Genomic DNA, 24522 nt, shown 5'->3' with positions numbered 1-24522 from the left:
CATATTCTCATGTTGAGCATATGTCAATTGCGGGAGAGCGGTAATTTCGTTCCGGCGAGCGCGCGTTCTTCAAGCACCGTATGGCGGAAGCGGAAGAGCTTGGCCGGCCGGCCGCCGGTTTCGCTTTCCGTCCCGCCGGTTTCCTCGACCAGTTCCTGCTGTTCGATCAGGCGGCGGAAATTCTGCTTGTGCAGCGTCAACCCGGCGAGCGCTTCGATGGTGCGTTGCAGCCTGAGCAGCGTGAAACTGTCGGGCATCAGCTCGAAGACGACCGGGCGATATTTGATTTTGGCGCGCAGCCTTGCGATGCCGGTCGCCAGAATGCGGCGGTGGTCGGCGAACATCGCCCGGCCGAGATTGGCTTCGGCGGCGCATCCGGCCTCGGCGACCAGCCCCGCTTCGTAAAGCAGTTCATAGCGCTGCAGCGCCAGATCCTCGTTCCAGCCGCCGCCGTCGAGGCCGAAGGTGAAATCCGCGCGGCGATGACGATGGTCGCGCCGCGCGGGATCGGCATCGGCCCAGTTCCGCAGGCGTGTCACGATCTCGTCGAACACGGCCGGCCGGCCTTGCCGATGATCCTCCCAGGGGAAATATTCATACCAGCCGTGCCATCCCGGCCGGCCGGCGCCGGACTGCTCGTTGACGAGGCCGAGATAGCTGATCGAGATCGTGCGCCCGCCTGGAATGTCGTTGTTCCGATCGCGGTCGGCGAAGGTGTAGAGCTGTTCGAGATAGCCGACCGGGTGCTCCGTCTGCTCCTGCACCCATTCGCGCAGGCCCGATTGCAGCGTGCGATGGCCCATTTCGAAGGGGCCTGACGGCAGCGCATTGCCGGAACGGATGGTCATGACGCGCGGCTCATCCCCCGTCACCGCGACGAGCACCGCAATCAATTCCGCATGCGCAAAGCCTATCGTCACAGGGGACCGAATACTCCGTTCCGAATGGGTCGAACGGATCATTCCTGACATAGGCGAAGGCGGAAGCCAATGGCGGGCTTCCCCTTTCCCCAGCGGGGCGAGGGGAAGCGCGGAGCAAGCAGTCAAGCTTTCAGTGATTGCCGATCTCGCCCGCCAGCCGATCCAGAAAAATCTTCAGCTCGGCTTCTTCGATGCCGACGAGATGGCGTTTTTCCGGATAGGCGCTGGATCTGACATCGTCGGCGAACTCGGCAAAGGCGGTGATGCGCTCGCGCTGCAGCCGGTCGTTTTCGGCCGCGAAGTCGCGATAGACCTTGGCATGGCGCGGATAATGGCCGCGATTGGCGCCGAGCACGTCGTCGGCGAAGAGATATTGGGCATCACAGCCGCTGCCGGCGCCCATGGAGATCATCAGCATCGAGGTGTTGCTGCTGATGGCGGCGGCGACCTCTCCCGGCACGACTTCGATTTCGGCGGCAAACGCGCCGGCTTCTTCCAGCGCCTTGGTCTGTCGCCAGATCTCTGCGGCGCTCGCCGCCGTCTTGCCGACGGCGCGGAAACCGCCGGTCCAGGTCGCTTTCGAAGGGATCAGGCCGAGATGGCCGCAGACGGGAATGCCTTCATCGCGCATGCGCCGGATGGTCTGCAGGCTTGCGGCGCAATAGACGGCGTCGCCACCGGCCTTCAGCGCGGCGAAGGCGGCGCGCAGGTAATCCTCCGCCGAGACATGGTCGCCATATTCGAGCCCGGGAATGGCAAAGGGCGTGGGCGCGATCTCGCGGAAGACCGGGCCGAGCAGCGAAGGCGGCACGGAAACGATATCGATCCCGGCCTTTTCGGCGGCCTCCGCCTCCTCCAGCGAGGTGACGCGCAGCATGGTGAGCTGGCGCTTGCCTTTTTCCGCCAGCAGGTCGGCGACCGTCGCGCGCTTGTGTTTCTTCATCATCAATTCCTTTAAAGAATAGCGGCCGCTCAGGCGGCCAACAGGGATTTCAGTTTGACGTTGCTTGATGTCAGCGCCGCCGGGTCGGGACGGGCGCCTGCTGCAATCAGCATTTCGGCGAGCCGGATGTCGCGCGCCACCGCATTGCCGCGTCCGATGCCGCTTGCGGCGATCAGCCGTCCTTCGGCGTCGAGATGGAAGAGAATGAAGGCGTCCGCGCTGAGATCGCGGCGATGATGGGAGGCGGCGCCTTCGGCAAGCCCTGATATCTGCAGCGTCATGTCATATTGGTCCGACCAGAACCACGGCACGGCGGAAACGGCTTGATCGAGGCCGAGCATGTTGGCCGCGGCCAATGTGCCCTGCTCCTGGGCGTTGCGCCAGGATTCGAGCCGCACCCGCCGGCCGCCATAGATCGGCAGCGGGAAAGAGCAGCAGTCGCCGGCGGCAAACACGTCAGGCGCCGAGGTCTGGAGATAGGTATCGACAGCAATGCCGTTCTCGATCGCGAGGCCCGCGCTTTCGGCGATCTCGACATTCGGCCACGCGCCGATGCCGACAAGAGCAAGATCGGCTTCGATCACCTCACCGGCCGACAGCCTGATCACGGCCTTCCCGCCTTCCTCGATCAGCGCCTCGATCGAGACGCCGCAGCGGATATCGACGCCCTCGGCGCGATGGCGCTCGGTGAGGAGATGGGCGACTTCCTCCGGCACGCCGCGCTTCAGCACGCGTTCCAGCCCCTCGATGACGGTCACCTCGGCGCCGAGCAGGCGCGCCGTCGCCGCAAGCTCCAGGCCGATGAAGCCGCCGCCGATAATGGCGATATGACGGCCCGGCTTCATTGCATCGCGCAGCGCTGCCGCATCGTGATAGGTCCGGAGCGAACGAATATGCGCGCTGCCCTTCGGCGCGCCTGGAAACGACCGCGCGCTCGCGCCCGTCGCCAGCAGAAGCTTGTCATAGGAGAGTGTCGTCCCGTCGGAAAGCGTGACGGTCTTGGATGCCGTGTCGACATCCCTGGCCTCTACGCCGGTCAGCAGCCGGATGCCGCTTTCGGTATATTTTTCCGCCGCAGCGATGAATTTCGGATCGCTGGCATCGGCGATGCCGGCCTTGGAAAGCGGCGGCCGCTCATAGGGATGGAGGGCTTCGGCGCCGACAAGCGTGATCTCGCCAGCAAAACCCTTTTCCCGCAAGGCGAAGGCGGCGCGCGCACCGCACTCGCCGGCACCCAGGATCACGAAATGAGCCACAGCAGCCTCCCTCAGACCGAGATGAAGACGGTGTCGCCTTCGACCTTCACGGGGTAGGTCTTGAGATTGACGCAGACCGGCGCGCCCTTGGCTTCGCCCGTCTTGTAATTGAAGCGGCCGTTATGTTTCGGACATTCGATGATCTCATCCATCACAAGCCCGTCGGCGAGGTGGATATTTTCATGCGTGCAGAGCCCGTCGGTCGCGAAGAATTCGTCGTCGGGGCTGCGGTAGACCGCGAAGGTGCGCCCGCCATGATCGAAGCGGATGACATCCTCTTCGTCGATCTCGTCCTTGCCGCAGACTTCGATCCAGTTTCCGCTCATCTTATCCTCCCTCGATCGTAATTATTGGGCCGCCGGGGCCAGTTCGTTGTGGAATTCCTCGCGATAGGGCCGCGCGGTGGCCGGCAGTTCGCGCCGCAGGAAATAATCCTCGTTGCGCAGCTGGCGCAGGAAGGCCGGGATCATCTCGCGATAGCCGGACCAGATCGACGCGTTCGGCGCCGGCAGATCGTGCTTGATCATCGCATGCAGCCTGGGCAGCGCGTGGTAGGGCACCATCGGAAACATGTGATGTTCGACGTGGTAGTTCATGTTCCAGTAAATGAAGCAGCTGATCGGGTTCATGTAGACCGTGCGGCTGTTCAGCCGGTGGTCGATCACATTGTCGGCGAGACCGCCATGCTGCAGCAGCCCGGTCAGCACATGGTGCCAGGCGCCGTAGAGGCGCGGCAGGCCGATCAGCATCAAGGGAAGGATTGAACCCATGGCAATCGCGGCTGCGATCGTAGCGATATAGATGGCGAGCCAGATACGGGCGATGCGGATCGCCTTCGGCTGCTCCATCTCCGGAATGAAAGTCTTTTCCGCCGTGCTGATGACGCCGAAGGCATTGCGCAGCATGTCGACGACGGCATGCCAGACATCGAGGATACCGAAGAAATTGAGGATCAGCCGGAGGAGATCCGGCGGCCGCATGACGGCGATCTCGGGATCGCGGCCGACGATGACGGTATCGGTGTGATGGCGCGTGTGGCTCCAGCGCCAGGTCACCGGATTGCGCATGATCATGAAGCAGGCGATCTGATAGACCACATCGTTCATCCAGCGCGTCTTGAAGGCGGTGCCGTGGCCGCATTCGTGCCAGCGGCTATCGGAGGCCGAGCCGTAGAGCACGCCATAGGCGAGGAAGAAGGGCACGGCGATCCACGAACCCCAGAAATAGATGCCGAGCCCGGCAAAAACCGCCATGCTGCCGAGCCAGATGGCCGTATCACGGATTGCGGGTGCATCGGAGCGCTGCATCAGCGCCTTCATCTCCTTGCGCGGAATGTCGGTGTGGTACCATTGCGCTGCCGCCAGCCCCGTCTCGACGGCAGTGCGGCCGCTTTCGCCGAGCAGGTCGTAGTCACGTTTCTTTGTCTGGGTCGCCATCGTCCGCCTCCCGCTATGCTGTTGGCAGGGAGAATAGGTTGACTTTGGTGGGTGCTCAATGCAGGCTTGATATATTCTATCAAAAGCCATCAGGAATGGCTTGCATTCATGATTGAATCTATCAGGAACGTTCATGCGCCGCCCCACCATATCCGATCTCGCCCGCGCCTCCGGCGTCAGCGTCGCCACCGTCGATCGCGTTCTCAACGCCCGCCATCCCGTGCGGGAGGAGACGGCGCGGCGGGTTTATGACGCGGCGCAGTCGATCGGCTATCATGCGGTCGGCCTCATCAGGCAGCGCGTCTTCGAAGATCTGCCGCAATACAGGCTGGCTTTCCTGCTGCAGAAACCGACACAGCAGTTCTACCAGGCATTCGCGCGTGAGATCGAAGCGGCGGCGCGAACGGTCACGAACGCTCGCATCCAGGCGCATATCGACTTTCCGTCAGCCGCCACGCCGGCTGCAATCGTCGAGAAACTCAAGGCTCTCGGTGCACGCAATCAGGCCGTTGCCCTAGTTGCGCCTGATTACCCCGCGGTGACGACCGCCATCGAGGAGTTGAAGGAAAAAGGCGTCCCGGTCTTCTCGCTCCTCTCCGATTTCGCGTCGGGCGTGCGCACCGGCTACATCGGCGTCAACAACCGCAAGGTTGGCCGCACCGCCGCCTGGGTGATTGCGCGGACGGCGCATAAACCCGGCAAGGTCGCCTGTTTCGTTGGCAGCCATCGTTTTCATGGGCATGAACTCCGGGAAATCGGCTTCCGCTCCTATTTTCGCGAAAATGCGCCGGAATTTGATGTCATCGACACATTGATCAACCTGGATACGCCCGAGATCACGCACGAGGCGACGTTAACGTTGCTACAGAAACATCCCGATCTTGCCGGGCTTTATGTCTGCGGCGGCGGCATGGAAGGAGCGATTTCGGCATTCCGGGAGGAGAACCTTGGCGGCAAGGTCGTGCTCGTGGTCAACGAATTGACGCCCGACAGCAAAGCAGGTCTTGCCGATGACATCGTCGCTATGGCAATCGGCACGCCCCTGCCCGCGCTCTGTCAGGAGCTGATGGCGCTGATGAGGAATGCGGTCGAAAACAGCGAAGCCGCCATCCCCGGGCAGTCCTTCTTGCCCTTCGACATCTACCTTTCCGAAAACATCTGAAGCATGATGGAATTCTATCATACCGGCTGAAATTCTCTCAGCAATGAGGGCGGTCGCCGGCGATGACGGATGGATTGGCGGGCGAATTCGGATAGAGATTCGCTCGCTCATTCACGAGGACCGCTCCGCCTGCCGCGGAGCCGAGGAGGATATATCCGTCATGACTTCGATCCGCTTTGCGCTCAACCATATGGCCGCGCCGTCGCTCGCCATCGATGATTTCTTCGCGCTTGCAAAGTCGCTCGGCATCGACTCCGTCGAAATCCGCAACGACCTTTCCGGCAACGCAATTCTCGACGGCACCAAGCCCGAAGCGATCAAGCAGGCGGCGGCTCAACATGGCCTGACGATCATTTCGATCAACGCTCTGCAGCGCTTCAACGAGTGGAATGAAACGCGCGCCAGGGAAGCGCAGGAATTGATCGACTATGCCCGCGCATCCGGCGCGAAGGCGCTCGTCCTCGTTCCGAAGAACGATGGCACCGGCTGCGCCGACGGTGAACGCCAGGCCGATCTGCGCCAGTCTCTGACGGCGCTGAAGCCGATGCTCGATGAAGCCGGCATCATCGGTCTCGTCGAGCCGCTCGGTTTCGAGATCTGCTCGCTGCGCTCGAAGACGGAAGCCGCCGAGGCAATCAAGGAACTCGGCGCGCAATCGACCTTCAAGCTCGTCCACGACACCTTCCACCACCACCTTGCCGGCGAAGCCGCGACCTTCCCGGAACTTTCCGGCCTCGTTCATATCTCGGGCGTCAGCGATCCTGCCGTCTCCGTTGCCGATATGCGCGATTCTCATCGGGTGCTCGTGGGCGGCGACGACCGGCTCGACAATGCCGGGCAGATCAAGGCGCTGCTGCAGGCCGGTTATGCCGGCCCGTTCTCCTTCGAACCCTTCGCGGCGGAAGTCCATGCGGTCAAGGATCCGGCCGGTGCGCTCCGCGCCAGCATGGATTATCTCACCGCCCGGGTTTAAAAACCGGGCAAGCTCGCTCTCATCGCTATACGAGAAGCCGCGCCATCGGCGCGGCCGATCACTTGAAGCTATTCCCGGCCCCTGAACCGGCGCTGATAGGCCGGATCATAGAGCGAGCTCTCGCGAAAATCCTCGGCTGCGAGCGAGGGGCCGACGAAAATAATTGCCGTGCGTTCGATCGGTTCGGCCGCAACCCTTGCTTCGATATCGGACAGCGTGCCCCACAGGATGCGCTCGTCCGGCCAGGAGGCCTTGACGACGATCGCGACCGGGCAGCCGGCGCCGTAAAGCGGCGTCAATTCCACCACCACCTGCTTCAGCGCATGGATTGCCAGATGGATCGCCAGCGTGGCGCCCGTCGCGCCGAATTTGGCGAGCGTCTCATCGTTCGGCATTGGTGAAGCGCGGCCGGAAACGCGGGTGAGCACAAGGCTCTGGGCCACCGAGGGAATCGTCAGTTCGCGCCCGAGCGCCGAGGCGGCGGCGGCAAAGGCCGGAACGCCCGGCGTCATCGTATAGGCGATGCCGTGTTTTTGCAGCCGGCGCACCTGCTCGGCCACCGCGCTCCAGACCGAAAGATCGCCGGAATGCAGCCGGGCGACATCCTGGCCGGCGGCAGCGGCGCTGAGATATTCCGCCTCGATCTCGTCGAGCGACATCGGCGCGGTATCGACGATGCGCGCCTCCGGAGGGCAATATTGCAGCAGTTCCGGCGAGACGATCGACCCGGCATAGAGACAGACCGGGCATGCGCCGATGAGGTTGCGGCCGCGCACCGTGATCAGATCTGCCGCGCCAGGCCCAGCGCCGATGAAATGCACCGTCATCGATTATCCTTTCGTCCAGCGCCACTGGGTGACCGGCATGGCCGGCCGCCAGCCGCTCATGCCGCCGAGGGGCTCGGCGCGCGATATGTCGATCCGCGTGAGCGAACCGCCGCGTTTTGTGTGTTCTGAGAGCAGTACGGCCTCCATCTCCAGCGTCACGGCATTGGCGACGAGCCGCCCTCCCCGCTTTAGCGCGGCAACGGCGCCGTCTATCACATCCGGTTCGCTGCCGCCGCCGCCGAGGAAGATCGCATCCGGCTCCGGTAATCCCCGCAGTGCATCGGGTGCCGAACCTTCGACGATGGCGAGATGCGGGACGCCGAAGGCGGACGCGTTGCGGGCGATGCGTGCGGCCCGCGCCGGCGACTGCTCGATTGCGATCGCCTTTAGCGACGGATCAGCCAGCATCCACTCGACGCCGATCGACCCCGAGCCCGCGCCGACATCCCAGAGCAATTCGCCGTGACGCGGCGCAAGCGCCGACAGCGTCACCGCCCGGATTTCGCGTTTGGTGATCTGTCCGTCATGCTCGAACAGATTATCCTCGAGGCCTGCGGCAAAAGGCAGGATGCGAGCCCCCTCCCCTGCCGCAACATGGAGCGCACAGACATTCACGGCATCGACCTCCGCGAGATCGAAATCCGCAGCCGCCGTATGCCTTTGCCGTTCTCGGTCGCCGCCAAGCGCCTCGAGTACGGTAAGCCGCGACCGACCGAAGCCAGCGGCGGCAAGCAAGGCGGCGAGTTCGCCCGGCCCCTTCTCGTCCGAGGTCAGCGCAATGATGTGCCGTCCGGGGTGCAGATGCGGCCGGATCAGGTCGAGCGGGCGTCCATGCAGCGAGATCGTTGTGACGTCCTGCAGCGGCCAGCCGAGACGGGACGCGGCAAGGCTGAAGGCGGACGGCGTTGGGATGGTGTAGATTTCCTCTGCCGCCACATGGCGGGAAAGCGTCGCTCCGACGCCGTAGAGAAAAGGATCGCCGGAGGCGAGCACGACGACCGGCGTGCCGCGCCTTTCAAGAATGGCGTCAATCGAGCGCTCGAACGGGCTCTGCCAGGAGAGCTTTTCTCCTGTAATCAGCGATGCGGCAAGCGCGTGATGCCGCGCCCCGCCGAAAACGGCCGGTGCGCTCGCAATGAGCCTTTTCGCCTCTTCGCCCAGCCCTGCTGGACCATCTTCGCCGATGCCGATAATAGTCAGCCAGCGTTGGCCGGGAAGAGAAGAAACATCAGCCATGGGCAGACCCCGCATCCTCATTCTCGGCGGCACCGGCGAGGCGCGCCTGCTCGCCGAGGCGCTGGCGGCGCGTGACGATCGCGATATTCTTCTGTCGCTGGCTGGCCGCACTGAAAAACCGGCCGCGCAGCCGGTTCCGGTTCGCATCGGTGGTTTCGGCGGTGCTGCGGCGCTTGCCGATTTTCTGAAAGCCGGCGAATATGACCTGCTGATCGACGCCACGCATCCCTTTGCCGAGCGCATTTCCGCCAACGTCGCCTTCGCGGCCGAAACCACGGGCATTGCTGCCATCGCTCTGCGCCGCTCCGAATGGCGCCGTCAGCTGGGCGACCGCTGGCAGGAGGTGTGGGGCATTCCGGCAGCCATCGAAGCGCTCGGCCGCTCCCCTCGCCGTGTCTTCCTGGCGACGGGCCGGCAGGGCGCGCATCACGCGGAAGCGGCGCCGCAACATTTTTATCTCATCCGCAGCGTCGATCGGGTCGAGCCGCCGCTCGCGCTCGCGAAGGTCGAATACATCCTCGATCGTGGTCCGTTCACGCTGGAAGACGAATGCGCTTTGCTGAGGAAACATGGGATCGACGTCATCATTGCCAAGAACAGCGGCGGAGGCGCCACCTATGCGAAGATCGAGGCGGCCCGCCTGCTCGGCATCAAGGTGATGATGGTGGTGCGCGAGACCGGCCCTGAGGTCGCAGTGGTCGAGACTGTCGAGGCAGCGCTTGCGGCGATCGATCACCTCTTCCCTCCTGCCATGAAGCGCGGAGTATAGACGAGGTCCCGCTTGCCGGAGCGCGCAACGACACGCGTTTCGGCCGAGCCGATGATGACGCAGGTCGCCATATCGGCAACCGACGCATCCGCCTCAGACAGCGGTTGCACCGCGATGCGCTCATCTGCCCTTCCGGCCGCACGGCCGAAAATCACCGGTGTTGTTGCCGGCAGATGCTGGCGCAACAGCTTGAAAGCCTCGCCGAGTTGCCACGGCCGCGCCCGGCTGATCGGATTATAGAGGGCGATGACGAAACCAGCCTTCGCCGCCAGCTCGAGACGGTTCTCTATGATATTCCAAGGCTTTAGGTTGTCTGAAAGCGAGATGGCGCAAAAATCGTGGCCGAGTGGCGCCCCGGCCCTCGCCGCCACCGCCAGCATTGCCGTGACGCCGGGCAGGACGGTGAGATCGACCGCACGCCAGGCCGCCGGCCCATTCTCGATCGCCTCGCAGATCGCGGCGGCCATTGCGAAGACACCGGGATCGCCGCCGGAGACGACGCAGACCTTCGCGCCGTCCGCCGCCATGGCGAGAGCTGCCCCTGCCCTATCGAGCTCCTCGCGATTGTCCGAGGCGTGCCTCAACTGATCGGGCCGGAGTTGCAGCCTGTCGAGATAGGGCCCGTAGCCGAAAAAGTCCGTCGCCGCATCGACAGCGGCTAGCGCTTCCGGGGTCATCTGCTCGGGATTGCCGGGGCCGGTGCCGATCACGAAAAGTCCGCCCTTCATCGGCTGCCCTCCCAGCCCGGCACCAGCACGAGCGAGAAATAGGGCGCATCGCCCTCGCCCCTGTCGGCAAGCTTCTCCATCGCCGCATTCGACATGGTGCCGCGCTCGACGTAGACGGCTTCCGCCAGCCGGCCGGCCGCGGCCAGCGCCCGGCGGATCTTCGGCAGATTTCGGCCGACCTTCATGATGACGGCCGCTTGCGTATCGGCGAGGCGGCGGGTCAATTCGGTCTCGGCCATCGTACCGGGCAGTACGGAAAGCACGTCGTCACCCTGGACGATCGGCATGCCTGCCAGGGACCAGCAGCCCGACATGGCGCTGATGCCGGGGATCACTTCCGTCGGATAACGCGTCGATAGCCTGATATGCAGGTGCATATAGGAGCCGTAGAACAGCGGATCGCCTTCGCTGAGCACGGCGACGGTCAGCCCGGCATCGAGATGGCTGGCGATATCTCGCGCTGATTGATCGTAGAACTCCGTGATCTGGCTTTGGTAGCGCTCGTCGTTCTTGTCGATCTCGGTGGTGACGGGATAATAGAGCGGCACCAGCGTCACGCCTGGTTTCAGCAGCGGTTCGACGATCGCCTTGCCGTTTCCGCCCCTGCCCTGCTTGGCGAAGTACGCGATCACGTCAGCGTCTTCGATGGCGCGCACGGCTTTGAGGGTCAGGAGTTCGGGATCGCCGGGGCCTGTGCCGACGCCGATGAGACGGCCGTTTGTTGTCATAGGCCAGGCCTCGCCAGCGCATTGATGGCGGCGGCCGTCATCGCGCTGCCGCCGAGTCGGCCGCGCACGATGGCGAAAGGAACGCCATACGAATTTTCCGCCAACGCATCCTTCGATTCCGCCGCGCCGACAAAACCAACCGGCATTCCGAGGATCGCCGCGGGTTTCGGCGCGCCGTCGCGCAGCAGTTCGAGGAGATGGAAGAGCGCCGTCGGCGCATTGCCGATTGCGACAACGCTTCCGCCGAGCCTGTCGAGCCAGAGATGCATGGCGGCAGCCGAGCGTGTATTGCCGATCTCACGCGCGAGCTCCGGTGTTTCAGGATCGCGCAGCGTGCACACCACCTCGTTCAACGCCGGCAGCCGCGCGCGGGTGACGCCATGGGATACCATCTCCGCGTCGCAGAAGATCGGCGCGCCGCCCTTCAGCGCGTCACGCGCCGCACTGACGAAATCGGTGGAAAAGACGAAATGCTCCGTCGCTTCCACAAGCCCGCAGGCATGGATCATGCGCACGGCGATTTCGGCCTGATCTTCGGTGAAGCGCGAAAGATCGGCCTCGGCGCGGATGATCGCAAAGGAACGCTCGTAGATCGCGTCGCCGCTGCGGATATAATCGTAGTCTGGCATTCCTATTCCTGTCGCAGCGCCTTCAAAACGCCGGTTGCGCCAAGCCGTGTAAGGCAGGCGGCAGCCGATTCGCCAGCGCCTCTGTTGTCTTCGATGGACCGGGCGAGCCTCTCTATAGCGAAATCGATCCGACCGCCAGCGATCCGTTCATCCGGCTGATCCGCCGCAAGCCCATTGAGGACGAGGCCGTAACCCTCCGCCGAGCCTGTCAGGGTGAGCGCTGGCCTGGCATGGGCGCAGCCCTTGGCGCAGCCGGAGAGATGCAGCGTCAGTGAACCATCGAAGAGAACAGGCGCCACAGCGATGAGGCGGCGCGCTAAAGTTCTCGTCTCGTAGAAGGCTGCACCGCAGGCGCCCGCACCGGCGCAGGCCGCGACATATTCGCTCTTCTCACCGGGTTGCGTGCTGAAACCATGTTTGCGTGCGGCAATCTGCAGGGCCGGCGCGGCATCTGCCGGGAGCCCGGTGAAGAAGAAGCCTCGGCCGGGCGCGAGCCTGACGATGGGCGCGCCGTGGGTCCTCGCGCAATCGAGCAGGGCGGTCAGATCGGGCGCTCTTATCTGCCCGAATTCCGGCCGGACGCCGAGCACGCTTTTGCCGTCCTTAAGGCGGTGCAAGCCGGAAAGCGGCGCCTTTGCCGTGTGTGACGGAAGAACGCGGATCGCATCCATCGCGGGAAAACGCGCCCGTAGAAGCGCCGGATCGACATCCCGCGCCCGCTTGCTCTGCCCGAGCACCGCCAGCAGATGCAGAATTTCGCCGACGGCTGATATTGCCGCCTCTGCAGGGCCGTTTGCGATTGGCGTGGCTGTTTCGCCATCGCCGTTGATCGCCACGAGCCATTGTGCGTCCGGCTGTGCAACGACGCGGATATCGGCGAAAAGCGTCGATAAACCGAATGCGCCGCCGCCGTCGATGATGATCGAGAGTTTCGGCGCGAGCCAGGGGGAGGCGAGCAGATCGCTGAACTCCTCACGCAATAGCTTCTCCAGCGCGGCCGGATCGCTCGTCTCCTCTGGGTCGATGCCGTGCAGCGGCGATATCTCGATTGCCGGTCCGTCTGGCACTGCGATTCCCGCAACATCGATATCGGCGGCGAGCCGTCCTGCGGTATCGGCCCTTAGTCCCCGGATCTGCAGATTGCCGCGCGCGGTGATTTCCAGAATGCCGTTTCCATGCTCGCTGGCAGCGCCGGCGAGGGCGGCGAATTGCGATAGCGTCAAGGCGCCGCCGGCCGGACGCAGCCGCACGAGCAATCCGTCGCCCGTGGGCATGGGCGCGGCAAGAGCGGGACAGGCACCGCGCGGGCGCATCTTCGCCGACGGTCGATCATACGGATCCGCCTCGTCTTTGTTGTCGATCGCCTTGGCGGCCTTTGTGCCCATTCCTAGCCCTCTGATCATCTCTTACATGATCGCGGCCGGCGCGGCAAAGCTTGACGGAGAGGGCTATTCTTCGAAGTCACGTCCCTTGCGCAGGAGATAGATGTCCATGATCCAGCCGTGCCGCTCTCTGGCATAGGCCCGGAGCGCCATAATTTCTGCGGCGATATCGCCGAGCCGTCCCGATCGGATGATCTCGTCCTTGGTACCGAGGTAAGCGCCCCAGAAGATTTCGGCATCCGGATCGTCGATCTTTGCCAAAGCCTGTTCGCCGTCGAGCATGACGATCGTGCTCTCAGCCTGCAGCCCGTCTCGGGCCAGCCGGCGCCCTGTGGTCACCTCGACCGGCTTGCCGACGAGGTTGACCGGGATTTTGTGGCTGGCCGCCAGGGCCTGGATGCTGGTGATGCCGGGGACGACGCTGTAATCGAAATCAACGCTGTTCGTTTGCCGCACACGTTCGACGATGCGGATGGTGCTGTCGTAAAGACTGGGATCGCCCCAGACGAGAAAGGCGCCGGTGCCGCTGTCCGGGAGGCTTGAGATCAGTTTCGCATAGATATTGGCAATATCACCGTGCCAGGCATCGACGCTCTGTGTATAGGTTCTGTCCGCTGTCTGTCTTTGCGGCACGTCGAATTCCGCGATCCGGACACCTGACCGAGTGACATAGCGCTCGCAGATTTCCCGCCTTATCTCTGCGAGATCCTCCTTGCCGGCGCCTTTGAGCGGCAGGAAGATCACGTCGGCGGCGTTCATCGCATTTATTGCCTGTATAGTGACGTGCTCCGGATTGCCCGTGCCGATGCCGATGATACTGATATGTTTCAAGCGGATATTCTCCCCGTGAGTTCCGGCGGTCTTGCCGAAAAAGTCGGCCCGCCGCAAGGGTAGGGCAGGGAGTTGGCCGCGGCCAACCAGGCCATGCGGCCCCTCCGGCCCCTATTGTTGCCGTAAATCCCGAATCGTGTCACTTTCGATACGCTTTTTGACGCTAAGTTGACCGAAAAGCGCATCGAAAAGGATTGGGTGTTTTGGACAACATTAGCGTATCGACGACGGATGTGCGGATCGAGCGGCATGCGAACCAGCTTTCGCGGCAATTGAAGCTCCTCCGCGACAAGCTGTTTCCGCCGCTTTCCCAGAAGACGCTGCGCACTTTCTCCTCGGGCGAGGCTGCTCAGATGATCGGTGTGTCCGACGGCTATCTTCGGCAGCTTTCGCTGGATGGCAAGGGGCCGCAGCCGGAACTGTCGTCGAACGGTCGACGATCCTATACACTCGGCCAGATCAATGAGTTGCGCCACTATATGGCGAAGCTGAAGCCGAAGGATGCGCTGTCCTATCTTCCATGGCGCCGCCCCGGTGAAAAGCTGCAGACGGTGGCCGTCACCAATTTCAAGGGCGGTTCAGCCAAGACGACGAGCACGCTCTATCTGGCGCAATATCTGGCGCTGGAAGGTTACCGGGTGCTGGCGATCGATCTCGATCCGCAGGCTTCGCTCTCCTCCATGCTGGGCGTTCAGCCCGAATTCGATCTCTCCGACGGCGATACGCTCTATGGCGCCATTCGCTACGACGAGGCGCGCAAGCCGCTGAAGGACATCGTCCGCAAGACCTATTTCGACGGGCTCGATCTAGTGCCGGGCAATCTCGAACTGATGGAGTTCGAGCACGAGACGCCGCGTGCGCTGAATGACCGCCAGAAGCCGGCCGAGCTGTTCTTTCGCCGCGTCGGCGTCGCTATCGCCGAGGTCGAGGCCGATTATGATGTGGTGGTGATCGACTGCCCGCCGCAGCTCGGTTACCTCACGCTCGGCGCGGTCTGCGCGGCAACATCGCTGCTCATCACCATCCATCCGCAGATGGTCGATGTCGCCTCCATGTCGCAATTCCTGCTGATGACCTCGGATCTGCTCTCGGTCGTGCGCAGGGCCGGCGGCGATCTGCAGCATGATTTCATCAAATATATCGTCACCCGGCACGAGCCTTTCGACGCGCCGCAGTCGCAGATCGTTGCGTTGCTTCGCAGTCTCTTCGGCGACGACGTTTTGACGGCGACCATCCTCAAATCCACGGCGATCGCCGATGCGGGGCTGACCAAGCAGACGCTTTATGAAATCGAGAAGGGGCAGGTGCGCCGCTCGACATATGACCGGGCGCTGGAATCGGTCAACGCCGCCAACGGCGAGGTTCTCGCCGGCATTCACAAAGCCTGGGGCCGTACATGAGCAGACGCGATCGCCTGAAAGGTCTTTTCGATGATACGGCGCAGGAGTTGGCCGCGGCCAACTATGAGGAGCCTTCTGCGCGCGGATCCGCCGGCCCGGTTCGGACGATGGCGCTGACGCTTGGCCGTATGGAAGAAGAGAGCAGGGCGATGCAGGAAGCCTTGCTTTCCGGCGAGCGCATCGTCGAGCTGGATCCCAAATTGATCGATTCCTCCTTCATCCGCGACCGCCTTGCTGACCAGCCGCTCGATATTGAGGATGAGCTGGTTCAGTCGATTGCCGAGAACGGACAGGAAGTGCCGGTTCTCGTTCGTCGCCATCCCGATGATGAGAGCCGTTATCAGATTGCCTATGGCCATCGCCGCCTGCAGGCCGTCAAGCTGCTGGGCCGCAAGGTGCAGGCGATCGTCCGCAAGCTCGACGATACCGACGTCGTCATCGCGCAGGGCATCGAAAATTCGGCGCGCCGGAACCTTTCCTATATCGAGCGGGCGGTCTTTGCCCTCAATCTCGAACTCAAGGGTTTCGAGCGTCCCGTTATCATGAAGGCGCTGTCGACCGATAAGACGGAGCTTTCCAAGCTGATATCGGTCGCAAAGGCCATCCCGGCCGACATTGTCAGGTCGGTTGGAGCGGCACCCAGCGTAGGGCGCCGCAAATGGATGGCGCTCGCCCAGGACTGGAATGGCGGAACGGCAGCGCGGCTTGCGAAACTCATCGCTTCGGAACGCTTCATGGCGGAAGAGAGCGATCGTCGTTTCGAGCTTCTGGTCGCGGAGCTGGCCAAGAAAGAATCAAAGCCCGAAGCCAAAGAATATGACTGGAAGCCGAAGAGCGGCGGCAAGATTGCCGGCCGGATCAAGAGCGCCGGCAATTCCTTCACGATTGCGTTGAAGACCGGCGATGCGCCGGATTTCGGCGCTTACATTTCACGCCGTCTCGATGAGCTTTACGAAGCCTATCGGGCCGGCAAGTTGCAAGCAGGAGAGTAAGCCGCAAAAGAAAAAAGCCTCCGAACGTTGCCGTCGCGGAAGCCTTTCTCATATCTGGACAATCTGAGAATCGCACTTCCTCGAATCACTGTCAAGCATCTTCGGCATCCTTTTGGGTGGTAAGATTTCTTTTGCCTTGAAAAAAGGTGAGGGACATGGAGCCTCAATATGTATCGACGCCCTTTGGGCGGCGATCGATGACGCTTGGTATGCTGGCAAGCCAGGAAAGCGCCAGCAAGGTCGATCCGGATGCATCGGTCGACAAGTGGAAGATCTTTCGCGCGCTCTGCGAAGCGAAGGATATGGTCGGCGTATCCGACCGTGCGCTTGCCGTTCTCAACGCGCTGTTAACCTTCTATCCGAAGAACGAGATTGCCGAGGCCAACGGCTTCGTCGTCTTTCCTTCGAACGAGCAGCTTTCGCTGCGCACGCATGGCATGGCCGGCACGACGCTGCGGCGGAACCTGGCGATGCTGGTGGAGGCAGGGCTGATCATCCGGCGCGATAGCCCGAACGGCAAACGTTTTGCCCGTCGCAACGGCGAGGGCAGGCTTGGAGAGGCCTTCGGCTTCAGCCTGGCGCCCCTTCTTGCACGCGCGGGCGAGATCGAAGCGCAGGCGGCTCAGGTGATGGCCGACAGGCTCGAATGGAAGCGCCTGAGGGAGCGCCTGACGCTCTGCCGGCGCGACATCGCCAAACTCATCGAGATTGCACTGGAAGAGCAAATTGCGGGCGAATGGATCGAGATGCAGCGGCATTTCAATCTGCTTTCGGCCAGCCTGCCGCGTCGTCCGTCGGCTGCGGAAATGAAAAGCCTCCTGGCCGATCTCGAAGCGTTCCGCGAAATGATCGTCAAGACGCTGGAACTGAAGACGAAAACAGAAAAAACAGACGCCAATGATAGCCAAAACGGTCGGCACATACATAATTCAAACCCACACCCCTTATCTGAACTTGAACCAAGCTTCGAAACGAAGCAGGGCGCAAAGCCGGAGGAAGAGCCGCGGCCGTGGCGCGAGCCGCCGAAATCTTTCCCTCTTGCCATGGTGCTGCAGGCCTGCCCGGAAATTATCGCGTATGGCCCGGGCGGTGGAGTCGGCAGCTGGCGGGATCTCATGGCCGCGGCCGTTATCGTCCGTTCCACCCTCGGCGTCAGCCCCAGCGCCTATCAGCAGGCCTGTGATGTCATGGGGCCGGAAAATGCCGCCACGGTGATCGCCTGCATCCTGGAAAGGGGCGGACATATCAACTCCGCCGGCGGTTACTTGCGAGACCTCACACGGCGGGCGGAGCGCGGCGAGTTCTCGCTGGGGCCGATGCTGATGGCGTTGATGCGGGCGAATGGGCCGGCGACGAGGAGAACCGGATGAGCAGGCACGAAAAAGCTTCGCACCAGTCGCGGCAGTTAAACGAGGACGGCCTGCCTCTCAGCCATCTCGCGCGTTTCCATTGGGCACTTCGGTTGAAAAACACCATCACTCATGTCATAGATGACGGAACAAAACGCCTGCTTTGCTTCCATTTGTTAAAAACCGTAAAGGTTAACAATGCGCTACGACATCGATGGGGCAATGCTGCAAACCCTGCTTCCGGCCATCGCCGCTGCTGAGGATGCAATTGCGCGGCTCGACGAACGCGTGCTGCGTTCTCCGGTAGGCGAGGGATTTGCCGAGCGCAGCCACTTTTTTGATGCGGCAGGCGCCCTCTGGGTTGCCGGTGAACTCGTGCATGTCGAGGATCTCGTTCTGCACGATGCGCATATGGATAGCCGCGCTCCGAGCCACGAGCTGACGATTGCCCATTCCGTGTTGCGGACGCGTCGCCGCATCTGGACCGGCGAACCCTCCTGGGCGCTCGGAGCGTCGGGCCTTGCGACGCTGACTGCAACGCTCGGGGAAGGGGAGGGGAGCGCGCAGGAGGGGAAGCGTCCCGAAGCTGTCGTCGAGGCCGGCGAAGAGGGCGAGGATGAGGCCGGACCGCTCGCCGCCGAACTGGCGGAGATCGACGCGCTTCTCGCGCGCTCGCAGAAGCTCATCGATATCCATACGGGCAAGGCGCCGCCGAGCGAGCAGGCTGCGGTTCCCGCGACGAAGCGAAACGAAGATCCGCTCGGTTTGCTCGGTGACGATGAGTGGGACGAGGAGCAGCGGCTTGCGGAGTGGCGCAGCGTGTTGCCGCTGGCCGAAGCCTTGCCCCCGGTTCTCGGCGCCGCCATTCTTTTCGAAGCATGGGAGAGGATCGAACCGCTGCGGCGGCAGCATTGGCTCGGCGGCCTCCTGGTCGCAAGCCACCTGCGTGCCCGCGGTAAGGTCACCTCGCATCTCTTTTCCTTCTTCGGAGGGCTGAAGCTCGTGCGCCATGAGCGTCGCCGGGCGCGCGACCGGGGAACGCGGCTGCAGGCTTTTCTGGAGGCGATGCATCTCGGTGCTACGGCCGGCCTTAAGGAAATTGACCGCTTATCGTTGGCACGCACGCAAATGGAGCTGCGTTTTCGCGGCCGCCGTTCGAACAGCAGCCTGCCGGAGCTTGCCGATTTCATCCTGTCGCGGCCGATGGTTTCGGCTGCGATGATCGCCCGCCAGTTGCGCATCACACCGCGCGGCGCGCTGAACCTCGTCAACGAGATCGGCATTCGTGAAATCACCGGCCGGGGCCGTTACCGCGCCTGGGGCATCATCTGAAATGAAAACGGCCGGGCGTAAACCCGGCCGTTCCTTTTAAGGTGAGCACCCGATCTGCCATCCTGTCACAGATTTTAGACCGGGCGCTCTTGCGCTTCCATTGCCCCCAGAAGCGCGGTCCTATTCCCGCTCGCCCGTGAAGTTGAGCAGAAGCTGGAAGATGTTGACGAAGTTCAGGTAGAGCGAGAGCGCGCCGAAGACGGCGAGCTTCTGGTTCGATTCCTGATCGTAGTTTTCCGAATACTGTTCCTTGATGTTCTGCGTGTCGTAGGCGGTGAGGCCGACGAAGACGACGATACCGATCACTGAGATTGCGAACTGCAGCGCGCTCGAACCCAGGAAAATGTTGACGATGCTGGCGATGATGATGCCGAAGAGGCCCATCATCAGGAACGAGCCCATCTTTGAAAGGTCACGCTTCGTCGTGTAGCCGTAAAGGCTGATGGAACCGAACATCGCTGCGGTGATGAAGAAGGTCTGCGCGATGCTCGTCTTGGTGAAGACCAGGAAGACGGAGGCAAGCGACAGGCCCATCACGGCGCAGAAGGCCCAAAAGGTGATTTGCGCAGTGCTGGCGGACATCGTCTGGATGCGGAATGAGAAGAAGAAGACGAAGGCGAGCGGCGCCAGCATCACCACCCACTTCAGCGGGGTGTTGAAGATCGGCACGTAAAGCGCCGGCGTCGAGCCGACGATGAAGGCGACGACGCCGGTTATGACGAGGCCAAGGGCCATATAGTTGTAGACGCGCAGCATGTGCTGGCGCAGGCCTTCGTCGAAAAGGGCCTGCGAGCCGGCGTTAGCGCCGTAGCCGTAGCGGGGATTGATCGGGTTCATACTGATCTCCTCGGGTTGAACTAATAGAGCGAACGGGCGAGCCGTTCGGCCGCCTGATCGAGATTGACGCCGCCATCGTCAGCGATGAGCGCATAGGCGACCTCGCCGATCTGCCAATAGGCGGCTTCCGTTTTTTCGAGTGCAACATGGCTGACCGGCTGGACCTCGAAAGCGCCCGGCCGGACGGCGAAAAGCGAAAGCCGCTTTCCATTCGTTTCCTCGATCGACATTTCGACGCTGGGACCGAAAGCTGACGGGAAGATCTGCACATCGGCGACCTTCCAGTCCTTCGGCAGCTCCGGCATGATGATCGCCGTCGCGGCGCGAATGTCGTCGACATTATAGGTGGTCGGCGTCTGCGACGGCATCTGCTCGCGCAGCGCCGCGGTCTGATAGGCGCGAACGGCATCCTCGACATAGGCGGGTGCGGGAACGGAAGCCGCAACCTCGGTCGCCGAGAAGGCGCCGAAGGAATTGTGCGCCACCCAGCCGGCGGCAATCAGCACGCCGACGGCGGCGATGCGCTGCATGGTATGGAAGATGCGGCCATAGGAAAGGCCACGTTCCAGCCGGCGGGCGGCGTCGCGGGTTTCGGCGCGGCCGAAGGCGCTTTCGCCGGCAAGAGCCAGGCGCAGCTCGCCTTTCATGCTGAGGTCGGCCATGACCTTGGCGGCAATCTCAGGATGCTCGGATAGATAGGATTCCACCTGAATACGGCGGGCGACATCGAGCTCGCCGTCCACATAGGCGTCGAGATCGGCGTCGATGATCGGATCAATTGTCTTCATTGCCGTCCCCTCCGATTAATCTCAGATGCGAAACGCGGGGCGTTTTCTCCTCGAATTCGCGCAGCTGCGCGCGGGCGCGGGAGATGCGGGACATCAGCGTACCGACCGGAATGCCGAGCGCAGCGGCCGCTTCCTGGTAGGAGAGGTCCTCGATCGCCACGAGATGCAGAGCCTCGCGCTGTTCCTCCGGCAGGTCGAAAAAGGCCTCGCGCACCTGTTGCAGGCGCACGGCATGCTCCTGTCCCGCCGGCAGCGACTGCTCGGCTTCGGCAGCCGCCTCGTCGTGACGGCGCGTCAGCGATCGGTTCCGGCGAAGACGGTCGATATGGGCGTTATGCAGGATGGAAAGAAGCCAGGTGCGCAGGTTGCCGCCGCTGCGGAAACTCTTGCGCTTCTCGTAGGCGCGCACGAGCGCATCGTGCACCAGATCCTCCGCCTCGTCCGAGCTGCGCACCAGCGAGCGAGCATAGCGCCTGAGCGCTGCAAGCTGTCCGATGACGTCGAAGGGGCGTTCTTTGCGTTCCATGATTGAGTATACGCAAGTGCGGGGGATTTTATTCCCGACCAGTCGAAAAAATCATGCGGGCCGCGCGCACTCTTCAAATATTCCCTGTCCGTTGGACGCGCACCCCAAATCGGCGATTGTTTATGACAGATACATGACAGATCATCGCGCCGCTGATCTGAAGGGGAAAACCAAGAATGAAGGAAAAGAAGCGGGTCTACGAAGCTCTCGTGGACGGCGCCATGGAAGGGCTGACGGATCAGGCGCTCTATGATTTCGTCAAAGCGCGTTGCCCGAAGGCCACCAGCAAGAAGATCGTCAGGGCCTCACTTTTCGCCCTGACCGATCCTCATCTCAGGGACCGCAATATTCTCGACGTGATCTATTCGCTCGCGATCAAGCATCGGTTGGATGAAGGCGTGCTGGACGATGGCGAAGACGAGGAACCCGATGAGCAGGTTCGCTCTTCCCAGGCCGCCAACCAGAACACGCGTCAGCTCTCCTGAACGGCGCCGTCCGAAAGCCCTTCGAGGATCGGGCAGTCCGGCCTATGGTTTCCATGGCAGGCACGCACGAGGTGCTCCAGCGTATGCCGCAGTTCCGTCAGCTCTCTGATCTTGCGGTCGATCTCGACAAGCTTGATCTCAGCGATCTCCTTGACGTCGGCGCTCGCCCGACTCCTGTCCTCGTAGAGCGCGAGCAGTTGCCGGCATTCCTCGACGGAAAAGCCGAGGCCGCGTGAGCGCTGCAGGAAGCGCAGTTTGTGGACGTCGGCCGCATCATAGTCGCGGTAGCCATTTCCGCCCCTTCCGGGGCGGATGAGGCCGATATCCTCGTAATAGCGGATGGTCTTCGAAGGGAGGCCCGAGCGTTCCGATGCTTCGCCGATATTCATCGCCATCTCCTATAGTTTTGCAAAGCGCAGTCTCAGGGCATTCGAAATAACCGAGACGGATGAGAGGCTCATCGCCGCCGCCGCGATCATCGGCGAAAGCAGCAAGCCGAAGACCGGGTAGAGCACGCCGGCTGCGACCGGCACGCCAAGTGCGTTATAGCCGAAGGCAAAGCCGAGATTCTGGCGGATGTTGCGCATCGTCGCCTCCGCCAGCCGTCGTGCCCTGACGATGCCGGTCAGATCGCCTTTCACCAATGTAATGCCCGCGCTTTCCATCGCAACATCGGCGCCGGTGCCCATGGCGATGCCGACATCGGCTGCGGCAAGTGCGGGCGCATCATTGATGCCGTCGCCGGCCATGGCGATGACGGCGCCTTTGGCGCGCAACTCGTCGATCAGAGCCTTCTTGCCTTCCGGCAGCACGTCGGCTCGCACCTCGTCGATGCCGAGGCTTACCGCCACCGCGCGTGCGGTGCGCTCGTTATCGCCCGTTGCCATGATGATCTTCAGCCCGCTTTCGTGCAGCGCCTTGATGGCAGCTGAAGTCGTCGGCTTGATCCGGTCGGCAACGGCGACGAGACCGGCAAGCGCGCCGTCGATCGCCACGAACATGACGGTCTTGCCGTCACCGCGCAGGGCTTCGGTCTTCTCGGAAAGTGGCGCCGGATCGATGCCGAGATCGGCAAGCATCGCCGCATTGCCGAGCACCACCGTCGCGCCGCCGGCAAGACCTTGGACACCTTTGCCGGTCTTGGCTTCGAAGCCGCTCACCTTGACGAAGACGACACCGCGTTCCCCCGCGCCGGAAACGATCGCGTCGGCGAGCGGATGTTCGGAGCCGCGCTCCAGGCTCGCTGCCAGCGACAGCAGCCGACTTTCCTCGATGCCGCTAGAGGCGACCACATCGGTCAATCTCGGCTTGCCCTCGGTCAGAGTGCCGGTCTTGTCGACAATCAGCGTGTCGACCTTGGAGAAGCGCTCCAGCGCTTCGGCGTCCTTGATCAGCACGCCTTCCCCAGCGCCGCGTCCCGTTGCGATCATGATCGACATCGGCGTCGCAAGGCCGAGCGCGCAGGGGCAGGCGATGATCAGAACCGCGACGGCGGCAAGCAGCGCATTCGCGAGGCTCGGCTCCGGGCCGATCACGGCCCAGGCAAGGAAGGCAAGGATGGCGACGGCGACCACCGCCGGCACGAAGAAGGCGGATACGCGGTCGACCGCACCCTGGATCGGCGCACGCGAGCGCTGCGCCTTGGCGACCATGTCGACGATGCGCGACAGCATCGTGTCTGCGCCGACCTTCTCGGCCGTCATGATAAGGGCGCCGTTCTTGTTGATCGTGCCGCCGGTCAGCGTATCGCCCTTCGATTTTTCGACGGGCAGGGGTTCGCCAGATATCATCGATTCATCGACAGTCGACTGGCCCTCCAGAACGGAGCCGTCCACCGGCACCCGTTCGCCGGGGCGCACGCGCAGCCGGTCGCCGGTTTGGATCTCGTCCACCGGCACGTCGTTTTCGCTGCCGTCGGCATGGATACGCCGCGCCGTCTTCGGCGCAAGATCAAGCAATGCGCGGATTGCCGAGCCGGTGCGTTCGCGCGCCTTCAATTCCAGCACCTGGCCGACGAAGACGAGCGCGACAATGACGGCTGCCGCTTCGAAGTAAACCGGAACGGCTGCGCCATGGCCACGGAAGCTCATGGGGAAGATATCGGGGGCAAGTGCTGCGACGACGCTGTAGACATAAGCGGTGCCGACGCCGAGACCGATCAGCGTCCACATATTGGGGCTGCGATTGACGAGGGATGCCCAGGCGCGGCGGAAGAAGGGCAGGGCCGCCCAGAGCACCACGGGGCTCGCCAGCAGGAGCTCGATATAGGTCTCAAGCGGCTCGCCGACCGCTTCGCGAAGCGGCAGGCCGAGCATCGGCCCCATGCCGAGCGCGAGCAGCGGCACGGCGAGGACCGCGCTCACCCACAGCCGCCGGCTGAAATCGACAAGCTCCGGGTTAGGGCCTTCATCGGCGCGGGGAACGCCCATCGGTTCCAGCGCCATGCCGCATTTCGGGCAGTCGCCGGGATGGTCGCTGACGACCTCAGGATGCATCGGGCAAGTGTAGAGCGTGCCCTCCGGCGCCGGCTTTGCCGCCGGGCGCTTACCGTTGCGATAGGCCGAGGGGTCGGCCTCGAACTTCGCTTGGCAGCCGGCCGAGCAGAAGTAGAACTTCTCGCCTTCGAATTTCAGGAAATTTTTCGCCGTGGAGCGGTCGACGTTCATGCCGCAGACGGGATCTTTCGCGGTCAAGTAATCCTGCGGCGTGGCCGCAAACTTCGTCCGGCAGCTCTCCGAGCAGAAATGATAGGTGCGGCCCGCATGGTCGAACGATGGCTTGCCGGCCTTCGGATCGACCGTCATGCCGCAGACGGGATCGCGGATCACCGCGTTGGCCGCGTTCTCCTGAGGAGCATGGCTGCAATGGCAGTGATCGCCCCCGTGAGCGTGCTTGTGATGGTGATCGTGTTCGTGCTTGGTATCCATGACTATCTCCTGTGTCCCAAGGGCAGCTGGATAGGGCTTATCCACCTTCCAGCAACTGGAAGGTCA

26 protein-coding genes are annotated in these 24522 nt (G+C 62.9%); 9 read left to right on the top strand and 17 right to left on the bottom strand.

Going from position 1 to position 24522, the window contains the following annotated elements; translation table 11 throughout:
- Nucleotides 1-23: 23 nt before the first annotated feature.
- The 5 genes from ATY77_RS28515 to ATY77_RS28495 all read right to left on the bottom strand — a co-directional run bounded on the left by ATY77_RS28515 (nucleotide 24) and on the right by ATY77_RS28495 (nucleotide 4555).
- Entirely contained in the window at nucleotides 24-971 is a 948-nt protein-coding gene (locus tag ATY77_RS28515) for a hypothetical protein (protein ID WP_190237709.1), read from the bottom strand.
- 79 nt (nucleotides 972-1050) lie between these two features.
- Nucleotides 1051-1866, bottom strand: coding sequence for a 3-methyl-2-oxobutanoate hydroxymethyltransferase (locus ATY77_RS28510; RefSeq protein WP_190237708.1), 816 nt, complete (start codon nucleotides 1864-1866; stop codon nucleotides 1051-1053).
- A gap of 26 nt (nucleotides 1867-1892) precedes the next feature.
- Nucleotides 1893-3119 (bottom strand): FAD-dependent oxidoreductase, encoded by a 1227-nt coding sequence (locus ATY77_RS28505; RefSeq protein WP_088689842.1) that lies wholly within the window; start codon nucleotides 3117-3119, stop codon nucleotides 1893-1895.
- A gap of 11 nt (nucleotides 3120-3130) precedes the next feature.
- Nucleotides 3131-3445, bottom strand: a complete 315-nt coding sequence (locus ATY77_RS28500) for a MocE family 2Fe-2S type ferredoxin (protein ID WP_088689841.1) — start codon at nucleotides 3443-3445, stop codon at nucleotides 3131-3133.
- Nucleotides 3446-3466: 21 nt separating this feature from the next.
- Complete coding sequence (locus tag ATY77_RS28495; protein WP_088689840.1) at nucleotides 3467-4555, bottom strand: fatty acid desaturase family protein; 1089 nt, start codon at nucleotides 4553-4555, stop codon at nucleotides 3467-3469.
- Nucleotides 4556-4688: 133 nt separating this feature from the next.
- Here ATY77_RS28495 and ATY77_RS28490 point away from each other — a divergent pair, with 133 nt between their 5' ends.
- Both ATY77_RS28490 and ATY77_RS28485 read left to right on the top strand, forming a co-directional pair.
- Complete coding sequence (locus tag ATY77_RS28490) at nucleotides 4689-5717, top strand: LacI family DNA-binding transcriptional regulator (RefSeq protein ID WP_088689839.1); 1029 nt, start codon at nucleotides 4689-4691, stop codon at nucleotides 5715-5717.
- A gap of 160 nt (nucleotides 5718-5877) precedes the next feature.
- Nucleotides 5878-6690 (top strand): TIM barrel protein, encoded by an 813-nt coding sequence (locus tag ATY77_RS28485; RefSeq protein WP_088689985.1) that lies wholly within the window; start codon nucleotides 5878-5880, stop codon nucleotides 6688-6690.
- A gap of 68 nt (nucleotides 6691-6758) precedes the next feature.
- Here the strand turns inward: ATY77_RS28485 and cobM are convergent, their stop codons facing one another.
- Complete coding sequence (gene cobM / locus ATY77_RS28480) at nucleotides 6759-7517, bottom strand: precorrin-4 C(11)-methyltransferase (protein WP_088689838.1); 759 nt, start codon at nucleotides 7515-7517, stop codon at nucleotides 6759-6761.
- A gap of 3 nt (nucleotides 7518-7520) precedes the next feature.
- On the bottom strand, nucleotides 7521-8753 hold the full coding sequence (gene cbiE, locus ATY77_RS28475; RefSeq protein ID WP_088689837.1) for a precorrin-6y C5,15-methyltransferase (decarboxylating) subunit CbiE: 1233 nt from the start codon (nucleotides 8751-8753) through the stop codon (nucleotides 7521-7523).
- Here cbiE and ATY77_RS28470 point away from each other — a divergent pair.
- Nucleotides 8752-9522, top strand: a complete 771-nt coding sequence (locus tag ATY77_RS28470) for a cobalt-precorrin-6A reductase (protein ID WP_088689836.1) — start codon at nucleotides 8752-8754, stop codon at nucleotides 9520-9522. The genes cbiE and ATY77_RS28470 overlap by 2 nt on opposite strands.
- Here ATY77_RS28470 and ATY77_RS28465 read toward each other — a convergent pair.
- The 5 genes from ATY77_RS28465 to cobF form a co-directional block, all read right to left on the bottom strand.
- The gene (locus ATY77_RS28465) at nucleotides 9486-10250 is read right to left on the bottom strand and encodes a precorrin-3B C(17)-methyltransferase (RefSeq protein ID WP_088689835.1); all 765 of its coding nucleotides are present in this window, start codon (nucleotides 10248-10250) and stop codon (nucleotides 9486-9488) included. The genes ATY77_RS28470 and ATY77_RS28465 overlap by 37 nt on opposite strands.
- Nucleotides 10247-10978, bottom strand: a complete 732-nt coding sequence (locus tag ATY77_RS28460; RefSeq protein WP_088689834.1) for a precorrin-2 C(20)-methyltransferase — start codon at nucleotides 10976-10978, stop codon at nucleotides 10247-10249. The genes ATY77_RS28465 and ATY77_RS28460 overlap by 4 nt, the downstream gene beginning before the upstream one ends.
- The gene (locus ATY77_RS28455) at nucleotides 10975-11607 is read right to left on the bottom strand and encodes a precorrin-8X methylmutase (RefSeq protein WP_088689833.1); all 633 of its coding nucleotides are present in this window, start codon (nucleotides 11605-11607) and stop codon (nucleotides 10975-10977) included. Before ATY77_RS28455 ends, ATY77_RS28460 begins: the two co-directional genes overlap by 4 nt.
- 2 nt (nucleotides 11608-11609) lie before the next feature.
- Nucleotides 11610-12992 (bottom strand): precorrin-3B synthase, encoded by a 1383-nt coding sequence (cobG, locus tag ATY77_RS28450; RefSeq protein WP_088689832.1) that lies wholly within the window; start codon nucleotides 12990-12992, stop codon nucleotides 11610-11612.
- Between the two features lie 63 nt (nucleotides 12993-13055).
- Nucleotides 13056-13820 (bottom strand): precorrin-6A synthase (deacetylating), encoded by a 765-nt coding sequence (gene cobF / locus ATY77_RS28445; protein WP_088689831.1) that lies wholly within the window; start codon nucleotides 13818-13820, stop codon nucleotides 13056-13058.
- A gap of 203 nt (nucleotides 13821-14023) precedes the next feature.
- Here cobF and repA point away from each other — a divergent pair, with 203 nt between their 5' ends.
- From repA to ATY77_RS28420, 5 genes are all read left to right on the top strand, one after another.
- Nucleotides 14024-15220: a plasmid partitioning protein RepA gene (gene repA, locus ATY77_RS28435; protein WP_088675001.1), complete on the top strand. Its 1197-nt coding sequence runs from the start codon at nucleotides 14024-14026 to the stop codon at nucleotides 15218-15220.
- Nucleotides 15217-16212 (top strand): plasmid partitioning protein RepB, encoded by a 996-nt coding sequence (repB, locus tag ATY77_RS28430; protein ID WP_088689829.1) that lies wholly within the window; start codon nucleotides 15217-15219, stop codon nucleotides 16210-16212. The genes repA and repB overlap by 4 nt, the downstream gene beginning before the upstream one ends.
- 155 nt (nucleotides 16213-16367) lie before the next feature.
- On the top strand, nucleotides 16368-17582 hold the full coding sequence (repC, locus tag ATY77_RS28425; RefSeq protein ID WP_088689828.1) for a plasmid replication protein RepC: 1215 nt from the start codon (nucleotides 16368-16370) through the stop codon (nucleotides 17580-17582).
- Nucleotides 17579-17821, top strand: coding sequence for a hypothetical protein (locus tag ATY77_RS33010; protein WP_190237707.1), 243 nt, complete (start codon nucleotides 17579-17581; stop codon nucleotides 17819-17821). Before repC ends, ATY77_RS33010 begins: the two co-directional genes overlap by 4 nt.
- Nucleotides 17760-18893, top strand: coding sequence for an RHE_PE00001 family protein (locus ATY77_RS28420; RefSeq protein ID WP_088689827.1), 1134 nt, complete (start codon nucleotides 17760-17762; stop codon nucleotides 18891-18893). Before ATY77_RS33010 ends, ATY77_RS28420 begins: the two co-directional genes overlap by 62 nt.
- 120 nt (nucleotides 18894-19013) lie before the next feature.
- Here the strand turns inward: ATY77_RS28420 and ATY77_RS28415 are convergent, their stop codons facing one another.
- The 3 genes from ATY77_RS28415 to ATY77_RS28405 are packed head-to-tail and all read right to left on the bottom strand — an operon-like array spanning nucleotide 19014 to nucleotide 21044.
- Nucleotides 19014-19730 (bottom strand): Bax inhibitor-1/YccA family protein, encoded by a 717-nt coding sequence (locus ATY77_RS28415; RefSeq protein WP_088675005.1) that lies wholly within the window; start codon nucleotides 19728-19730, stop codon nucleotides 19014-19016.
- 20 nt (nucleotides 19731-19750) lie between these two features.
- A complete protein-coding gene (locus tag ATY77_RS28410; protein ID WP_088689826.1) occupies nucleotides 19751-20518 on the bottom strand; it encodes an anti-sigma factor in 768 nt (255 codons plus the stop codon).
- Complete coding sequence (locus ATY77_RS28405; protein ID WP_088689825.1) at nucleotides 20505-21044, bottom strand: sigma-70 family RNA polymerase sigma factor; 540 nt, start codon at nucleotides 21042-21044, stop codon at nucleotides 20505-20507. Before ATY77_RS28405 ends, ATY77_RS28410 begins: the two co-directional genes overlap by 14 nt.
- 176 nt (nucleotides 21045-21220) lie before the next feature.
- On the opposite strand from ATY77_RS28405, the gene ATY77_RS28400 reads away from it, so the two are divergent.
- On the top strand, nucleotides 21221-21529 hold the full coding sequence (locus ATY77_RS28400; protein WP_088675008.1) for a hypothetical protein: 309 nt from the start codon (nucleotides 21221-21223) through the stop codon (nucleotides 21527-21529).
- Here ATY77_RS28400 and cueR read toward each other — a convergent pair.
- The gene (gene cueR / locus ATY77_RS28395; RefSeq protein ID WP_088689824.1) at nucleotides 21517-21918 is read right to left on the bottom strand and encodes a Cu(I)-responsive transcriptional regulator; all 402 of its coding nucleotides are present in this window, start codon (nucleotides 21916-21918) and stop codon (nucleotides 21517-21519) included. The two genes, ATY77_RS28400 and cueR, sit on opposite strands and share 13 nt — an antisense overlap.
- A gap of 9 nt (nucleotides 21919-21927) precedes the next feature.
- Nucleotides 21928-24456, bottom strand: coding sequence for a heavy metal translocating P-type ATPase (locus ATY77_RS28390; protein WP_088689823.1), 2529 nt, complete (start codon nucleotides 24454-24456; stop codon nucleotides 21928-21930).
- Between the last annotated feature and the right edge of the window lie 66 nt (nucleotides 24457-24522).

The sequence above is a fragment of the Rhizobium sp. R634 genome (assembly GCF_002211305.1).
In the GTDB taxonomy this organism is placed as follows: Bacteria; Pseudomonadota; Alphaproteobacteria; order Rhizobiales; family Rhizobiaceae; genus Rhizobium.
This window is presented reverse-complemented; position numbering and strand designations above follow the sequence as displayed.

Coding starts and splice junctions, on each gene's coding strand:
- ATY77_RS28515 (WP_190237709.1), bottom strand. CDS start 971: ATGTCAGGAATGATCCGTTCGACCCATTCGGAACGGAGTATTCGGTCC.
- ATY77_RS28510 (WP_190237708.1), bottom strand. CDS start 1,866: ATGATGAAGAAACACAAGCGCGCGACGGTCGCCGACCTGCTGGCGGAA.
- ATY77_RS28500 (WP_088689841.1), bottom strand. CDS start 3,445: ATGAGCGGAAACTGGATCGAAGTCTGCGGCAAGGACGAGATCGACGAA.
- ATY77_RS28495 (WP_088689840.1), bottom strand. CDS start 4,555: ATGGCGACCCAGACAAAGAAACGTGACTACGACCTGCTCGGCGAAAGC.
- ATY77_RS28490 (WP_088689839.1), top strand. CDS start 4,689: ATGCGCCGCCCCACCATATCCGATCTCGCCCGCGCCTCCGGCGTCAGC.
- ATY77_RS28485 (WP_088689985.1), top strand. CDS start 5,878: ATGACTTCGATCCGCTTTGCGCTCAACCATATGGCCGCGCCGTCGCTC.
- cobM (WP_088689838.1), bottom strand. CDS start 7,517: ATGACGGTGCATTTCATCGGCGCTGGGCCTGGCGCGGCAGATCTGATC.
- ATY77_RS28470 (WP_088689836.1), top strand. CDS start 8,752: ATGGGCAGACCCCGCATCCTCATTCTCGGCGGCACCGGCGAGGCGCGC.
- cbiE (WP_088689837.1), bottom strand. CDS start 8,753: ATGGCTGATGTTTCTTCTCTTCCCGGCCAACGCTGGCTGACTATTATC.
- ATY77_RS28465 (WP_088689835.1), bottom strand. CDS start 10,250: ATGAAGGGCGGACTTTTCGTGATCGGCACCGGCCCCGGCAATCCCGAG.
- ATY77_RS28460 (WP_088689834.1), bottom strand. CDS start 10,978: ATGACAACAAACGGCCGTCTCATCGGCGTCGGCACAGGCCCCGGCGAT.
- ATY77_RS28455 (WP_088689833.1), bottom strand. CDS start 11,607: ATGCCAGACTACGATTATATCCGCAGCGGCGACGCGATCTACGAGCGT.
- cobG (WP_088689832.1), bottom strand. CDS start 12,992: ATGGGCACAAAGGCCGCCAAGGCGATCGACAACAAAGACGAGGCGGAT.
- repB (WP_088689829.1), top strand. CDS start 15,217: ATGAGCAGACGCGATCGCCTGAAAGGTCTTTTCGATGATACGGCGCAG.
- repC (WP_088689828.1), top strand. CDS start 16,368: ATGGAGCCTCAATATGTATCGACGCCCTTTGGGCGGCGATCGATGACG.
- ATY77_RS33010 (WP_190237707.1), top strand. CDS start 17,579: ATGAGCAGGCACGAAAAAGCTTCGCACCAGTCGCGGCAGTTAAACGAG.
- ATY77_RS28420 (WP_088689827.1), top strand. CDS start 17,760: ATGCGCTACGACATCGATGGGGCAATGCTGCAAACCCTGCTTCCGGCC.
- ATY77_RS28415 (WP_088675005.1), bottom strand. CDS start 19,730: ATGAACCCGATCAATCCCCGCTACGGCTACGGCGCTAACGCCGGCTCG.
- ATY77_RS28410 (WP_088689826.1), bottom strand. CDS start 20,518: ATGAAGACAATTGATCCGATCATCGACGCCGATCTCGACGCCTATGTG.
- ATY77_RS28405 (WP_088689825.1), bottom strand. CDS start 21,044: ATGGAACGCAAAGAACGCCCCTTCGACGTCATCGGACAGCTTGCAGCG.
- ATY77_RS28400 (WP_088675008.1), top strand. CDS start 21,221: ATGAAGGAAAAGAAGCGGGTCTACGAAGCTCTCGTGGACGGCGCCATG.
- cueR (WP_088689824.1), bottom strand. CDS start 21,918: ATGAATATCGGCGAAGCATCGGAACGCTCGGGCCTCCCTTCGAAGACC.
- ATY77_RS28390 (WP_088689823.1), bottom strand. CDS start 24,456: ATGGATACCAAGCACGAACACGATCACCATCACAAGCACGCTCACGGG.